Source organism: Propionivibrio sp. (genome assembly GCF_017995515.1).
Lineage (GTDB): Bacteria > Pseudomonadota > Gammaproteobacteria > Burkholderiales > Rhodocyclaceae > Propionivibrio.
The window spans coordinates 12,708-26,920 of the sequence record NZ_JAGOIT010000048.1 but is presented as its reverse complement, the minus strand read 5'-3'; the positions used below and the strand labels follow the sequence as shown (position 1 = coordinate 26,920).

General features: G+C 64.9%; 15 protein-coding genes. 10 read left to right on the top strand and 5 right to left on the bottom strand.

Annotated elements, in window-relative coordinates; genetic code table 11:
* The 5 genes from KBA32_RS09705 to KBA32_RS09685 all read left to right on the top strand — a co-directional run.
* Nucleotides 1-810, top strand: an 810-nt coding sequence (locus KBA32_RS09705) for a carbohydrate ABC transporter permease (protein WP_294358126.1), incomplete at its 5' end; no start/stop codon positions are given.
* Between the two features lie 7 nt (nt 811-817).
* A complete protein-coding gene (locus KBA32_RS09700; RefSeq protein ID WP_294358123.1) occupies nt 818-1,648 on the top strand; it encodes a carbohydrate ABC transporter permease in 831 nt (276 codons plus the stop codon).
* A gap of 19 nt (nt 1,649-1,667) precedes the next feature.
* Complete coding sequence (locus KBA32_RS09695) at nt 1,668-2,702, top strand: ABC transporter ATP-binding protein (RefSeq protein WP_294358120.1); 1,035 nt, start codon at nt 1,668-1,670, stop codon at nt 2,700-2,702.
* Between the two features lie 27 nt (nt 2,703-2,729).
* A complete protein-coding gene (gene dalD, locus KBA32_RS09690; RefSeq protein ID WP_294358118.1) occupies nt 2,730-4,127 on the top strand; it encodes a D-arabinitol 4-dehydrogenase in 1,398 nt (465 codons plus the stop codon).
* Between the two features lie 141 nt (nt 4,128-4,268).
* Nucleotides 4,269-5,210, top strand: coding sequence for an AraC family transcriptional regulator (locus tag KBA32_RS09685; protein WP_294358117.1), 942 nt, complete (start codon nt 4,269-4,271; stop codon nt 5,208-5,210).
* Nucleotides 5,211-5,271: 61 nt separating this feature from the next.
* On the opposite strand, the gene KBA32_RS09680 is transcribed toward KBA32_RS09685, so the two are convergent.
* From KBA32_RS09680 to ftsY, 5 genes are all read right to left on the bottom strand, one after another.
* The gene (locus KBA32_RS09680; protein ID WP_294358115.1) at nt 5,272-5,946 is read right to left on the bottom strand and encodes an HAD-IA family hydrolase; all 675 of its coding nucleotides are present in this window, start codon (nt 5,944-5,946) and stop codon (nt 5,272-5,274) included.
* Nucleotides 5,947-6,420: 474 nt separating this feature from the next.
* Complete coding sequence (locus KBA32_RS09675; protein ID WP_294358113.1) at nt 6,421-7,362, bottom strand: ZIP family metal transporter; 942 nt, start codon at nt 7,360-7,362, stop codon at nt 6,421-6,423.
* A gap of 35 nt (nt 7,363-7,397) precedes the next feature.
* Nucleotides 7,398-8,297 carry a permease-like cell division protein FtsX gene (gene ftsX, locus KBA32_RS09670; protein WP_294358109.1) on the bottom strand — a complete coding sequence of 300 codons (900 nt, stop codon included), beginning with the start codon at nt 8,295-8,297 and terminating at the stop codon, nt 7,398-7,400.
* Complete coding sequence (locus KBA32_RS09665; RefSeq protein WP_294358106.1) at nt 8,294-8,965, bottom strand: cell division ATP-binding protein FtsE; 672 nt, start codon at nt 8,963-8,965, stop codon at nt 8,294-8,296. Before KBA32_RS09665 ends, ftsX begins: the two co-directional genes overlap by 4 nt.
* 7 nt (nt 8,966-8,972) lie before the next feature.
* Nucleotides 8,973-9,944: a signal recognition particle-docking protein FtsY gene (gene ftsY, locus KBA32_RS09660; RefSeq protein WP_294358103.1), complete on the bottom strand. Its 972-nt coding sequence runs from the start codon at nt 9,942-9,944 to the stop codon at nt 8,973-8,975.
* Between the two features lie 120 nt (nt 9,945-10,064).
* Between ftsY and KBA32_RS09655 the strand changes: the two genes are divergently transcribed.
* The 5 genes from KBA32_RS09655 (at nt 10,065) to KBA32_RS09635 (ending at nt 14,131) form a co-directional block, all read left to right on the top strand.
* Nucleotides 10,065-11,420 carry a pitrilysin family protein gene (locus tag KBA32_RS09655; protein WP_294358100.1) on the top strand — a complete coding sequence of 452 codons (1,356 nt, stop codon included), beginning with the start codon at nt 10,065-10,067 and terminating at the stop codon, nt 11,418-11,420.
* A complete protein-coding gene (locus KBA32_RS09650; protein ID WP_294358098.1) occupies nt 11,417-12,727 on the top strand; it encodes a pitrilysin family protein in 1,311 nt (436 codons plus the stop codon). The genes KBA32_RS09655 and KBA32_RS09650 overlap by 4 nt, the downstream gene beginning before the upstream one ends.
* Before the next feature lie 75 nt (nt 12,728-12,802).
* On the top strand, nt 12,803-13,363 hold the full coding sequence (rsmD, locus tag KBA32_RS09645; protein ID WP_294358096.1) for a 16S rRNA (guanine(966)-N(2))-methyltransferase RsmD: 561 nt from the start codon (nt 12,803-12,805) through the stop codon (nt 13,361-13,363).
* Entirely contained in the window at nt 13,353-13,850 is a 498-nt protein-coding gene (gene coaD, locus KBA32_RS09640; protein WP_294358094.1) for a pantetheine-phosphate adenylyltransferase, read from the top strand. The genes rsmD and coaD overlap by 11 nt, the downstream gene beginning before the upstream one ends.
* 20 nt (nt 13,851-13,870) lie before the next feature.
* Entirely contained in the window at nt 13,871-14,131 is a 261-nt protein-coding gene (locus KBA32_RS09635) for a YfhL family 4Fe-4S dicluster ferredoxin (protein ID WP_294358092.1), read from the top strand.
* Nucleotides 14,132-14,213 lie beyond the last annotated feature (82 nt).

Below are 14,213 nucleotides of genomic sequence, written 5' to 3'. Positions count from 1 at the left end.
TTTTTGTGGATGATTGTTCCACTGGTGATGTCGATCTATTTTTCGGTGATCCGATACAACCTGTTGCAACCGGAGCAGACCGGATTCATCGGTCTGGAGAACTGGGAATTTTTCGTCACTGACCCGTCGTTCGTCACGGCGACGGTCAATACCTTGTTGCTGGTCGGCAGCGTTGTCCTCATCACCGTGGTGCTCGGCACCCTGATCGCCCTCCTGACCGACGCCCCATTCCCCGGCCGCAACCTCGTCCGCATCCTCCTGATTTCCCCGTTCTTCATCATGCCCACGGTCAATGCGCTCTTGTGGAAGCACATGATGATGAACCCGATCTACGGCGTCATCGCCCAGATCTGGAGGTTCTTCGGCGCCACCCCGGTCGACTGGCTCACCGACTACCCGCTGCTCTCCGTCATCGCCATCGTCTCGTGGCAATGGCTCCCGTTCGCCACGCTGATCTTCGTCACCTCGCTGCAGTCGATGGACCGCGAACAGCTCGAAGCCTCGCGCATGGACGGCGCCAACTACCTGCAGCAGCTGCGCTACCTCTACATCCCGCACCTCGGTCGCTCGTTCGCCGTCGTCGTCATGATCGAAACGATCTTCCTGCTCTCCGTCTTCGCCGAAATCTTTACCACCACCGGTGGCGGCCCGGGCGATGCCAGCACGAACATCGCCTTCCTCATTTTCAAGCAGGCGCTCCTCAACTTCGACGCCGGTGTCGCCTCCGCAGGCGCCCTCTTCGCCGTCGTCCTCGCCAACATCGCCGGCATCTTCCTGATCCGCATGGTCGGCAAAAACCTCGACAAGTGAGACCGACATGACACGACTCCAAATGAACGCACTCGCCCTCGGCGTGCGCACCATCGCAGCCTGGGCGGTCGCGCTGCTCCTCTTCTTCCCGCTCGGCTGGATGGTGCTCACCTCGTTCAAGACCGAACTGCAGGCCATCTCCGTCCCGCCGCTCATCTTCTTCGAGCCGACGCTGGAGAACTTCAGCATCGTCCAGGAGCGCAGCGACTACCTGCTCTACGCCAAGAACTCGCTGATCGTCAGCGTCGTCTCGACCGTCGTCGGCCTGCTCCTGGCCTTCCCGGCCGCCTACGCCATGGCCTTCTTCAAGAGCCGGCACACCAAGGACATCCTGATGTGGATGCTCTCGACCAAGATGATGCCGGCCGTCGGCGCCCTCGTGCCGATCTACGTCCTCGCCCAGAGCAGCGGGCTCCTCGACTCGCGCACCGGCCTCGTCGTGGTGAACGTCATGGGCAACCTGCCGATCATGGTCTGGATGCTCTACTCCAACTTCAAGGAAATCCCCGCCGAGATCCTCGAAGCCTCGCGCATGGACGGCGCCAACCTGTGGCAGGAATTCCGCATGGTGCTCCTGCCGCTGACCCTGGGCGGTCTGGCCTCAACGGGTCTCCTGTGCCTCGTGCTCTCCTGGAACGAAGCCTTCTGGGCGCTCAACCTCAGTGCCGCCAAGTCCGGCACGCTGGCCACGCTCATTGCCTCGTACTCCAGTCCGGAAGGCCTCTTCTGGGCCAAGCTCTCGGCAGCATCCTTCATGGCCATCGCACCGATCGTGGTGTTCGGCTGGTTCAGTCAGAAACAACTGGTGCAAGGCCTGACCTTCGGCGCCGTCAAGTAAGAACTTAGGGAGAACAAACATGGCATATCTGCAACTGCGCGGCATCGAAAAGTCCTTCGGCGAGGCGCGCGTCATCAAGGGCGTCAATCTCGAGATCCAGCAAGGCGAATTCATCGTCTTCGTCGGCCCCTCGGGCTGCGGCAAATCGACGCTGCTGCGCCTGATCGCCGGACTGGAGACGACGACCGCCGGCACCATCCACCTCGAAGGGCGCGACATCACCGACGAACCGTCCTCCAAGCGCGACCTGGCGATGGTCTTCCAGAGCTACGCCCTGTACCCGCACATGAGCGTGTACGAGAACATGAGCTTTGCCCTGAAACTCGCCAAGGCCGACCCGGCGGTCATCGAAGAGAAGGTTACGAAGGCCGCCGAGATCCTCAACCTCACCCAGTACCTGAAGCGCACGCCGAAGGAACTCTCCGGCGGCCAGCGCCAGCGGGTCGCCATCGGTCGCGCCATCGTGCGCTCGCCGAAGGTCTTCCTGTTCGACGAACCGCTCTCCAACCTCGACGCCGCGCTGCGCGGCCAGACGCGGGTCGAGATCGCCAAGCTGCACCGCGACCTCGGTGCGACGACCATCTACGTGACGCACGATCAGGTCGAAGCCATGACCTTGGCCGACCGCGTCGTCGTCTTGCGTGATGGTCTCGTCGAACAGGTCGGCACCCCGCTCGAACTCTACGACCGCCCGGCCAACCAGTTCGTCGCCCAGTTCATCGGCACGCCGAAGATGAACATGGTCGGCGCCAGCAAGCTCAAATCGCTCGCCGCCTCCGGCCGCAAGTTCCCGATCGACGGCTTCGTCGGCCTGCGTCCGGAATACGTCGAACTCGTCGCGCAAGCCGACGGCGAATTCAAGGCGACGGTGGATCTCGTCGAAGCGCTCGGCGCCGAGACGCTCGTCTATGTCACGACCGAATGGGGCGAACAGATCGTCGCGCGCCACACCGAGCGCTCGAGCCTCGTCGCCGGCGAAAAGGTCGGCGTCAAGATCGATCTGTCCACCGCCCACTTCTTCGACGCCAAGGGCCGTATCGTCGTCGTCAAATAACAACACAACATCGCACAGGAGTCCTGTATGTCAAACGCTACTGAACCCCGGGTCTGGCTGCACGTCGGCCTGGGATCCTTCCACCGTGCCCACCAGGCGCTCTACCTGCACATGCTGCGCGAAACGGGCGACACCCAGTGGAGCCTCGCCGGCGGCAACGTCCGCCCGGACATGGCCGAAACGATCGCTGCGCTCGTCGAGCAGAAGGGCGAATACACGCTGGAGACGATCTCGCCAGCGAACGAGCACCACTACATCCGCATCACCTCGATCAAGGAAGTGATTCCCTTCGAGCCGGGCGTCAAGCCCTTGATCGCCAAGGCGGCTGACTCCCAAACGAAGATCATCTCCTTCACGGTCACCGAAGCTGGTTACTACCTCGACCCGAAGAACGTGCTCGACACAACCGCCGCCGACATCGCCAACGATCTGGCGGCGGTCAAGGCCGGCAACGCCGGGACGACGATCTACGGGGCGCTCGCCGTCATGCTCAAAGCCCGCAAGGAACAGAACGGCGGTCCGGTGACGCTGCTCTGCTGCGACAACCTGCGCCACAACGGCGACCGTTCGCGCAGCGGTCTCGTGCAGTTCATCAAGGCGCTCGGTGACAGTGAGCTGCTGGCTTGGATGGAAAAGAACACGACCAGCCCGAACGACATGGTCGACCGCATCACGCCGCGTCCGGCGCCGGACGTTGCCGAGCGCGTGCTGGCGGCGACCGGCAAGGTCGACAAGGCCGCGGTGATGGGCGAGAGCTTCCTGCAGTGGGTGATCGAGGAGAACTTCATCGCCGGTCGTCCGGCCTGGGAGAAGGTCGGCGTCGAGATGGTCCAATCCGTCGCCGCCTATGAGGAAGCGAAGATCCGTCTGCTCAACGCGACGCACAGCTGTATCGCCTGGGCCGGGACGCTCGTCGGTTACCTCTACATCCACGAAGGGACGCACGATCCGGTGATCCGCCAGTTCGCCTACGACTACGTGACCGACGACGTGATTCCGGTGCTCTCGCCGTGCCCGCTCAATCTGGAGAACTACCGCGACGTGGTGCTCGATCGCTTCGGCAATCCGGCGATCCGCGATACGAACCAGCGCGTGGCGATGGACGGCTTCTCGAAGATCCCGGGGTTCATCGCGCCGACGTTCCGCGAGCGGCTGGCGCGCAACGAGGCGATCGATAGCGTGGCGATGCTGCCGGCCTTGTTCCTGGCTTACCTCGAGCGTTGGCACAAGGGTCAGATCGCCTACGAGTACCAGGATCAGGCGATGGACCCGGCGGTGGCGCATGCGATGTGCGAGGCGGCCGATCCGGTCGCGGCCTTCTGTGCCGATATGGTGCTTTGGGGCGAGCTGGCGAATGATCCACGCCTCGTCGGAGCCATTCGCAAGGCTTATCAGCGCGTTAATGACTTCGTGAAGGCGCACTGAGATTGCTACAGGGCTTCGGCATACCCAGAACCGCCGGAGCCCAGCGAGGCCAAGAGCTGCCTGCGTCGAACCACCAAGCTAACCACGCACAACGGATGACGGGAATCTGACCGATGGAGCGTTTTTTCGCCGAGCCTTGTCATGGGACATTCAACAGCTAGCACGCCGAGCCGGCTTCGTCAGCCTGAACTCGAGGCTGAGTTCAACCGCAGTCCGTCGCTGGGTTACGAACCGACGGCCGAGGTCGGTTTCATCCGCTGTCTCGAACACGGCTATCCGACCCCGTTGGCACGCTGGCATTGCCACGAGGAATACGAGTTCCACATCATCACGACGACCTCCGGCAAGACCTTCGTCGGCGACTGGATCGGGCCGTTCGAACCCGGACACGTCGTCCTCTGCGGGCCGCGTCTGCCGCACAACTGGATCTCGCTCGATGTGCCGCCCGAGGGCGTCGAGAAACGCGATCTGGTGATCCAGTTCCGGCACGCGCCGATCGAAAAGGCCTGCCAGTCGATCCCCGAGCTGATGGAGGTCATGCCGCTACTCGAACGGGCGCGTCACGGTATCGAGTTCTTCGGCTTCTCGCATCTCGGGCAGGAGCACTGGAAGATCATCAAGGCCGCCAAAGGGATGCGGCGGTTTGCAGCCTTCCTTGCCTTCATGACCGACCTGACGCGCTGGTCCGACTATCGCCTGCTGTCGAGCGCCCGGATGCAGGGCATGGACAACGACGACGAGCTCGACCAGATCAACGCCATCGTCAATCGCATCACCGAGAACGTCGCGCAACCGATCACGGCAGCCGACGTGGCGGCGGAGCTGGGCATGAGCGAGAGCCGTTTCTCACGCTTCTTCCGGCGCGCGACCGGCAACACCTTTACCGATTTCGTCAATCACGTGCGCATCAACCAGGCGTGCCAGTTGCTGATGAACTCGGACCAGTACATCACCAACATCTGCTACGCGGTCGGCTTCAACAACGTCGCAAACTTCAACCGCCGCTTCCTCGAAATCAAGGGAACGACGCCCTCCGAATTCCGCAAGCAGGCGGAAAGCCGCTTCGGCGGTTCGTCGTCCTGATTCGGGCTACAACCCTCTTGTGCGCCGTCCTGCCGCAGCCGGCACGGACGGCCTTCTTTTTTCAGTTGAAGCGCAGCAGCAACTTCCCGTCGCTCTGAACCTCGAGCAGTTCGATGCGCTCGAAGTCGTACACCCAGTCCTCGGGCTCAAGGCGTTCTGCCTCGCTGGTCGTGGCGAGGGCGACGATGCGGCAGCCGGCGGCGCGTCCCGCCGCCAGCCCTGCGGCCGCATCCTCAAAAACGATTGCATCGCAAGCCGAAACGTCGAGCCGTTCCAATGCCTTGAGGAAACAGTCCGGATGCGGTTTGCCCTGGATGACGTCGTTGGAGGTGACGACAATTTCCGGCATCGGCAGCCCGGCGGCGCCCATGCGGGCGCGCGCGAGTTCGGGGCGCGCCGAAGTGACGAGCGCCCAGTTCTCCGGCGGCAGCGAGGCGAGCAGCCGGGCAGCGCCCGCGATCGGCACGATGCCGTCGGTCTCGACGACTTCCTCGTCGTCGATGCGCGCGACTTCAGCGACGAGATCGAGCCCGAGACCGGGCGGCGCGATCGCGCTCATGATGTCGACGGCGCGCCGCCCGTGCATTGAGTGGGCGAAGTCGGCAAAGCACAGGCCGTGTTCGGACGCCCAGCGTCCCCAGATGCGCTCGACGGCGGCGGTGGAGTCGATGAGGGTGCCGTCCATGTCGAACAGGAGTACCCGTGTGGAAATCAGGGTGCCGGGGGCGATCTGCATTATGTCCTCTGCTTTCGTTGGTTCGCTTTTTGCTCGGTTGGCGGCGCTCACGGGCCGCCGGAAAATCCGCTATTTTGCCGTTGCTTGGCGCAAATCCAAAACGCGCGGCGCGAAGCGGGCGATCGGAAAGAAAAGTCCGCCAGCTCCGGGGGAGTCGCGGACTCAAGCTTCGCAGGCAATGGAATGGCTTGCCGCTGCGGCAGTCTGTTACGAACGGCTGTTGAAGCGCCCCTTCAGATTTTCTGAGCATGACCGCCAGGATGATGGCGCCCTTGACGACCTGCGGGTGGTAGCCGGGGACGTTCATCAGGTTCATCACGCCGATCAGCGTGTTCAACACAGCGCCGAGGCCGCCGGCCAAAACGCTGGCGATCTCGCCGGTGCGTGCGCGCGGGTCGATGTCGACGCCGCATTCCTGGCGCTGCCGCGGCGCGATGTGCTCGTAGTCGCTGAACTTGCGCTTGCCGGCCGCGCTCAGCCGAGTGTCGTGTCAAGCACCATCATCAGCGCGAAGCCGAGCATCAGACCGAGCGTTGCCGGCGTCTGGTGGCCGTTACGGTGGGTTTCGGGGATGACTTCGTGCGAGACGACGAAGAGCATCGCCCCGGCGGCGAGCCCGAGGCCCGCGGGGTAGGCGAAGGCGAGGCCGCTGGAGAGACCGACGCCGAGCAGCGAACCGAGCGGTTCGAGCAAGCCGCTGGCGGCGGCGATGCAGACCGACTTCGCGGTGCCGAAGCCGGCGCTGCGCAACGCCAGCGCGACGGCGAGGCCCTCCGGGATGTCCTGCAGGGCGATCGCCGTGGTCAGCGGCAGACCGACCGCAAGGTCATTCCGGGCAAAGCTGACGCCGATCGCCATGCCTTCCGGCAGGTTGTGCAGCGCGATGGCGAAGACGAAGAGCCAGACGCGCCCGCAGCGGTCGGGCGCAGGTCCGCACGGGCCGGTGCTGTCGTGCTCGTGCGGCGTGAAGCGGTCGAGACCGAGCATCAGCAAGACGCCGAGCGCCATGCCGAGGACCACGACGCCGGCACCGAGTCCTTTGCTGCCGGTGATCTCGGCGCCGGCCGCCAGTCCGGGTAGCAGCAGGGAGAACGCGCTGGCCGCGAGCATCATGCCGGCGGCCACGCCGAGCAGGCTGTCTTCGAGTTTTTGCGGGATGCTGCGCAGCGCCAGCGCCGGCAGGGCGCCGAGCGTCGTCGTCGCCAACCCGGCGAGGCCGCCGAGCAACGCGTTGCGCAGGCCCGGTGCGGCTTCGCCGGCGGCGATCCGGGCGAGGCTTTGCCCGAGGAGGATCAGCACCGAAAGCAGTGCCAGGGTGAGGCCGGCGGCGGTCAGGCGATTGTTGCGGATGTAGGCGCGCAGGGCCGTGCTCCAGTGTTGGCGCGTCGATGCCTGTGTTTCCTGAGCCAGTTCCATGGTCGCAGCCTTCCGCCGGGATCGGGTCCCTTACTTTAGCCCAAACGCCGCAGGTGGATGGCGACCGAGAGTTGCGCGCCGAGCCAGCCGAGCGCCGCGCCGACGCCGGCGAGTGCGCCGATGTTGGCAGGCGAGAGGCCGCGCAGCACGAAGTCGCCGCCGTACAGCGCCGCCAGTTCGCCGACCGGCGCGGTCAACAGCTGCGTCCCGGAATATACAAGCGCCGCCGCGAGCAGGCCACCGCAGGCGCCTTGCAGCGCGCCGAAGTACTGGAACGGCCGGCGGATGAAGGCGTCGGTCGCGCCGACGAAGCGCGCGACTTCGATCTCGGCGGCGTTGGCCATGATCTGCAGGCGAATCGTGTTGAAGGTGGCGGCGACCAGCGCGGCGGCGAAGACGCCGGCGATCAGCGTCACCACCAGCTTGCCGATGCGCAGGAAGGCATCGAAGCGCTTGCTCCACGCCGAGTCGAGCTGCACGTGTTCGACCTTCGGCCATTCGGCGAAGGTGGCGGCCAGCGCTTCCATCGCCGCCGGCTGCGTGTCAGCCGGGGCGACGATGAAGGCGTCGGGCAGCGGATTCTTCGGCAGGCTGGCGACGATCTCGCCCATGCCCTCGGCGGCACGCAACTGCTCAAGCGCGTCTTCGCGTGTGACGAGCCGCCATTCGCCCGGGGAGGCTTCGCGCAGCCGCGATTCGATCCCGGCGACGTCCTTCTTGCCGGCGTCCGTGTCCATGAAAATGCTGATCTCCTGCGTGCCGGAGGTATTGCCGGCGACGTGGAGCAGGTTTTCGATGGCGACCCAGCCGGCACAGGGCAGGGCCAGCGCGATACCGATGACGAGCAACGAGAGGAAGGTATTGAGCGGCGCCGTGAAAAAACGGCGCAATGCACTGCGTAGCGCGGTGACGTGTTGCGAAACGAAGGCGCTCATGCGCTGTCTCCGGAGTCACTGACAAGTTGGCCACGCTCGAGACGCAGCACGCGCGGCGAAAAACGCGCCATCCACTGCGGATCGTGCGTGGCGACGACGAGCGTGACGCCGACCTGATGGAAGGCGCGGAAAATGGCGAGGATGTCGGACGCCGAATCCACGTCCAGGTTCGCGGTCGGCTCGTCGGCGAGCAGGATCGCCGGCCGGTTCACAACGGCGCGGGCGATCGCCAGCCGCTGCTGTTCGCCGCCGGAGAGCGCGATCGGGTGCGCCTTCTCGCGCTCGAGCAGGCCGACCTTGTCGAGCGCGGCGCGCGCCCGACGCAGCGCTTCCTTGTGCGGCGCGCCGACGATGGCGAGCGGCAGGAGCACGTTGTCGAGCACGCTGCGGTCAAAGAGCAGCTTCTGGTCCTGGAAGATCAGGCCGAAGTTGCGCCGCAGGTAGGGAATCGCGCCCTTGCGCAGCGCGGCGAGGTTCTGCCCATTGACCACGATGCTGCCCGAGGTCGGGCGCTCGATCGCGGCGAGCAGGCGGAAGACGGTCGATTTGCCGGCGCCCGAGTGGCCGGTGAAGAAAACCATCTCGCCGGCGCTGATGCTGAAGCTCACGTCCCGGAGCGCCTCGAGCCCTTCGGGATAACGTTTGGTGACGGCGCTGAACGAGATCATCCGCGTCTCACTCGAACAGCGCGTCCACGAAGTCGCGTGCGACGAAGGGGCGCAGGTCGTCGATGCTCTCGCCGACGCCGATGAAGCGGATCGGCTTCGGGCACTGGCGCGCAATCGCCGCGACGACGCCACCCTTGGCCGAGCCGTCGAGCTTGGTGACGACGAGCCCGGTGACGTTGATCGACTTGTCGAAGGCTTTCACCTGCATCAGCGCGTTCTGTCCGAAGTTCGCGTCGAGGACGAGCAGCGTCTCGTGCGGCCCGGTCGGGTCGGCCTTCTGGATGACGCGCCGGACCTTGGCGATTTCTTCCATCAGGTGCAGCTGGGTCGGCAGGCGACCGGCGGTGTCGGCGAGCACGATGTCGATACCGCGCGCCTTGGCAGCGGAGATCGCGTCGAAGATGACGGCCGCCGGATCGCCCGATTCCTGCGAGATGACCGTGACGTTGTTGCGCTCGCCCCAGGCCATCAGCTGCTCGCGCGCGGCGGCGCGGAAGGTGTCGCCGGCGGCGAGCAGGACCGACTTGCCCTGCATCTGGAAGTACTTGGCCAGCTTGCCGATCGACGTCGTCTTCCCGGCGCCGTTGACGCCGGCGATCATGATGATGAACGGACGGTGACGCGCGGCGTCGAGCGGCTTTTCCAGCGGCAGCAGCAATTCGTGCAAGGCATCGGAGAGCGCCCTCTGGATGCCTTCCGGCGTCTCGATCTTGTCGCGCTTGGCGCGCAGCTTCAGCTCGTCGAGCAGATGCTGGGTCGCCTCCATGCCGACGTCGCTGGTCAGCAGGAGCGTTTCGAGTTCTTCGAGCAGCTCGTCGTCGACCTTGCCGCGCGAGAACATCGATTTGAGCTTGCCGCTGAACTGGGCGCGCGTGCGCGCGAGTCCCGCTTTCAGCCTTTCGCGCCACGAGGGTTCGTGCGTGCCGGCGGTCGGAGCAGTCTCCTGCGTGGCGGTGGATTTCTTGAGGAAACCAAACATGAGGTGTCGTGTCTTTCGGGTGGTCTGGGGAAGAGGCGCCGGCTGGGAGTAAGATGCCGTCGCCGTGAAACCTTGGTGTTGAAACCTGGACGCCGATTTTAACAGAAGCCCACTTTGCCCATGCCGACCCGGAAACGCATCGCCTACCCGCTCGCCGTACTGCTGTTCCTGACGGTGCCGCTGCCCGCGCGCGCCAACCCCTACGAGCACACCTTGTCGAACGGACTGCGCGTCATCGTCAGGGAAGACCGGCGGGCGCCGACTGTAGTGCACATGGTCTGGTATCGCGCCGGCGGCATGGACGAAGTGAGCGGCACGACCGGCGTCGCGCACGTGCTTGAACACATGATGTTCAAGGGCACGCCGAACGTCGGCGCCGGTGAGTTCAGCCGCCGGGTGGCGGCCGCCGGCGGGCGCGACAACGCCTTCACGAGCAAGGACTACACGGCCTACTTCCAGCAGGTGCCGAAGGAGCGGCTGGCGCAGATGATGCAGCTCGAAGCCGACCGCATGCGCCATCTCAACCTCGACGCCGGCGAGTTCGCGCAGGAGATCAAGGTCGTCATGGAAGAGCGCCGCCAGCGTACCGACGACAGCCCGCACGCGCGCCTCGGCGAGCAGTTGACGGCGGTCGCCTATCAGACGCATCCCTACCGCGTGCCGGTCATCGGCTGGATGAACGACCTGGAGAACATGACCGTGCAGGACGCGCGCGACTGGTACCGGCGCTGGTACGCGCCGAACAACGCCTGCGTCGTGGTCGTCGGCGACGTCGATCATCAGGCGGTCTTCAAGCTGGCGGAAAAGTACTACGGCCGCGTGCCGGCGCGAACCCTGTCCCCGCGCAAGGAGCCGATCGAGCCGGAACAGGCCGGAATCCGCCGCTTCACGTTGCGCGCCGAGGCCGAGCTGCCGGTACTCATCATGGCGTACAAGGTGCCCGTGCTGCGCGACGTCGAAAACGATGTCGATCCCTACGCGCTCGAAATGCTCGCCGCGGTCCTCGACGGCCACGATGCCGCGCGTCTTACCACGCATCTGATCCGCGAACAGCAGCTCGCCGTCTCCGCCGGCGCCTCCTACGACTCGCTGGCGCGCGGCCCCGGCCTTTTCTACCTGAGCGGTGCGCCTGGCCAAGGCAAGAAGCGCGCCGATCTGGAGGCGGCCTTGCGCGCCGAGATCGCGCGCATTGCCGAGGACGGCGTGGCGCCCGACGAGCTGGCGCGCGCCCGGGCGCAACTCGTCGCCGGGCAGGTCTACAAACTCGACTCGATGTTTGCGCAGGCGATGGAAATCGGCCAGCTCGAGGCGGTTGGCATTGCGAACGGGCACGGCAAGCGAATCATCGAGAAGTTCCAGGCGGTGACGGCGGAGGCGGTGCAGGCCGTGGCGCGCAAATACTTCGTCGACGAGCGCCTGACGGTCGCCGAACTCGATCCGCTGCCGTCGGCACCGCTCAAGGAGGCCGGCCAATGAGACTGCGCCACGTCCTTCTCGCGCTCGTTATCGGTGTGGGGCTGCTTTCCCGTTGGGCAGGCGCCACGCCGAAAATCGAGCACTGGCTCGCCCCGTCGGGCGCGCGTGTCTTCTTTGTCGAAAACCATGACCTGCCGATGCTCGACGTGCAGATCGACTTCGCCGCCGGCAGCGTGCGCGATCCTGGCGGCAAATCGGGCGTCGCCGCGCTGACGAGCGGGATGATCGATCTGGGGGCTTCGGACCTGGATGAACGCGAGATCGCCAGCCGCCTTGCCGACGTCGGCGCCGCGCTCTCCGGCAGCGCCGACATCGAGCGCGCTTCGTTGCATCTGCGGACGCTGTCGGTTGACGACAAGCGGCTGCCGGCGCTCGCGCTCATGCGTTCGGTGCTCGTCGCACCGCAGTTTCCGGCCGAGGTGCTGGCGCGTGAGAAGGCGCGCACCATCGCCGGATTGAAGGAGTCGGCGATCCGGCCCGAGGTCATCGCGGCGCGCACGTTCTGGCGCCTGCTGTATCCCGGCCACCCCTACGGCCGCGATGTCACGCCCGAGTCGGTGGCGAGCATCGGGCGCGACGACCTGGTCGAATTCCATCGGCAGCATTACACGGCGGCAAACGCGTCGGTGACGCTGGTCGGCGATCTCTCGCGGGCGCAGGCACAAGCGCTGGCCGAGGAGCTCACGGCAGAACTGCCGGCCGGTGGCGCTGCAACTCCTGGCGCGCCGCCCGTCGTGCCGTCGACTACGCCTGTCGAAGAGCGCGTCGCGCATTCTGCTGCGCAGGCGCACGTGCTGATCGGCCTGCCGGCGCTCAAGCGTGGCGATCCCGATTTCTTCGCGCTGGCGGTTGGCAACTACACGCTCGGCAGCGGTGGCTTTGTGTCGCGCCTGATGCGGGAAGTGCGAGAAAAGCGCGGGCTGGCCTACAGCGTCGGCAGTCATTTCATGCCGCTGGCGCAGTCCGGACCCTTCGAGATCCGCCTGCAGACGAAGAAGGCGCAGGCCGATGAAGCGCTCGGCGTGGTCCGTGTGGTGCTCCAGCGTTTCATCGCCGACGGGCCGAGTGTGACCGAACTGCGGGCGGCAAAGCAGAACCTGGTCGGCAGCTTTCCCCTGCGCCTCGACAGCAACGGCAAGATCCTCGACAACGTCGCGCTCATCGGCTTCTACGGACTGCCGCTCGACTACCTCGATCGCTACGCGGAGAACGTCGAGAAGGTCAGTGCGGCCGACGTCAGGGCTGCCTTCGCCCGGCATGTGGCGGTCGAGCGCATGGTGACGGTCGTCGTCGTCGGCGAACCGTAACGTGGGCAAGTTTCACTTGATTGACGTCGCGTCGTTGTGGTTAAGTCCCGGCATTCATTCTTTGGCAGTTTCTTCTTGAACACAGTACGCATCATCGGCGGTGAGTGGCGGCGGCGTGTTTTGCGCTTTCCCGACGCGCAAGGTCTGCGGCCGACGCCGGACCGCGTTCGTGAAACGCTCTTCAACTGGCTTGGACAGGATCTCGACGGTCTGTCGTGCCTCGATCTTTTCGCCGGTAGTGGTGCGCTCGGTTTCGAGGCTGCTTCACGCGGTGCGGCGAAAGTGGTGATGGTCGAACATGCGCCCAAGGTCGCCGCCGCGCTCGAAGAGAATGCGCGCCTGCTCGACGCCGGCGGGCGTTTGCAGATTGTCCGCGCGGATGCGGTAAAATTCGCCTCCTCGCTGACGGCGACCGGGGTGCGTTTCGACGTGCTGTTCCTCGATCCGCCGTACAAGCAGGGCTGGATCGAACGACTGGCGCCGTTGCTTCCACAGCTCCTGGTCGACGACGGTTCGCTCTATGTCGAGGCCGAATATCCGGTCGTGGCGTGTAGCGATTGGCAGACCGTGCGTGACGGGCGAGCCGGCCAGGTTTTTTATCAATTATTGCGAAGGACTCAACACGATGGCGCTTAACAAGCGCGTGGCGATCTACGCCGGCACCTTCGATCCGATGACTCTCGGTCACGAAGATCTGGTGCGGCGGGCGGTCAACCTTTTCGACCACGTCATCGTCGGTATTGCGGCCAGCCTGGCCAAGCGCCCGTTCTTCACGCTCGATGAGCGCGTCGACATGGCGAAGGAAGTCCTGGCGCCGTACCGGAACGCCGAGGTGTGCAGCTTTGACGGCCTGCTCATGGACTTTCTCCATGACCGTGGCGCCAAGGTCATCCTGCGCGGCCTGCGTGCCGCGTCGGATTTCGAGTATGAGTTCCAGATGGCGGGGATGAACCGCAACCTCTATCCGGAGGTTGAAACGGTGTTCCTCACGCCTAGTGAACAGTACATGTTCATCTCGGCAACGATGGTGCGCGAGATCGCCATCCTCGGCGGCGATGTGAGCAAGTTCGTGCAGCCTGCGATCAGCGAGCGGTTGCGCAAGAAAGTTGCTGAAAAACTTTAATGTCCTGAAGGAAAGCTGCCATGTCTCTGATTATCACCGACGAATGCATCAACTGCGATGTGTGCGAGCCGGAGTGCCCGAATGAAGCCATCTCGCAGGGGGCCGAGATCTACGAGATCGATCCGAACAAGTGCACCGAGTGCGTAGGCCACTACGATACGCCGCAGTGCGTCGAGGTTTGCCCGGTTGATTGCATCCCGAAGGACGACAATCATCAGGAAACGACCGAAATGCTGTGGGTCAAGTACGAGAAACTGACCGGCAACAAGCGCCCGGCCTGAGCTCCTGAGCGATCCTTGATCGGTTGAGGCGCCGCTTCCTTGACGGGAAGCGGCGTTGCTCGTTTTGCGCTCAGAGTCTGTG

Excerpts from the sequence above, each read along its gene's own strand:
- KBA32_RS09700 (WP_294358123.1), top strand. The coding sequence starts at position 818 with ATGACACGACTCCAAATGAACGCACTCGCCCTCGGCGTGCGCACCATC.
- KBA32_RS09695 (WP_294358120.1), top strand. The coding sequence starts at position 1,668 with ATGGCATATCTGCAACTGCGCGGCATCGAAAAGTCCTTCGGCGAGGCG.
- dalD (WP_294358118.1), top strand. The coding sequence starts at position 2,730 with ATGTCAAACGCTACTGAACCCCGGGTCTGGCTGCACGTCGGCCTGGGA.
- KBA32_RS09685 (WP_294358117.1), top strand. The coding sequence starts at position 4,269 with ATGGGACATTCAACAGCTAGCACGCCGAGCCGGCTTCGTCAGCCTGAA.
- KBA32_RS09680 (WP_294358115.1), bottom strand. The coding sequence starts at position 5,946 with ATGCAGATCGCCCCCGGCACCCTGATTTCCACACGGGTACTCCTGTTC.
- KBA32_RS09675 (WP_294358113.1), bottom strand. The coding sequence starts at position 7,362 with ATGGAACTGGCTCAGGAAACACAGGCATCGACGCGCCAACACTGGAGC.
- ftsX (WP_294358109.1), bottom strand. The coding sequence starts at position 8,297 with ATGAGCGCCTTCGTTTCGCAACACGTCACCGCGCTACGCAGTGCATTG.
- KBA32_RS09665 (WP_294358106.1), bottom strand. The coding sequence starts at position 8,965 with ATGATCTCGTTCAGCGCCGTCACCAAACGTTATCCCGAAGGGCTCGAG.
- ftsY (WP_294358103.1), bottom strand. The coding sequence starts at position 9,944 with ATGTTTGGTTTCCTCAAGAAATCCACCGCCACGCAGGAGACTGCTCCG.
- KBA32_RS09655 (WP_294358100.1), top strand. The coding sequence starts at position 10,065 with ATGCCGACCCGGAAACGCATCGCCTACCCGCTCGCCGTACTGCTGTTC.
- KBA32_RS09650 (WP_294358098.1), top strand. The coding sequence starts at position 11,417 with ATGAGACTGCGCCACGTCCTTCTCGCGCTCGTTATCGGTGTGGGGCTG.
- coaD (WP_294358094.1), top strand. The coding sequence starts at position 13,353 with ATGGCGCTTAACAAGCGCGTGGCGATCTACGCCGGCACCTTCGATCCG.
- KBA32_RS09635 (WP_294358092.1), top strand. The coding sequence starts at position 13,871 with ATGTCTCTGATTATCACCGACGAATGCATCAACTGCGATGTGTGCGAG.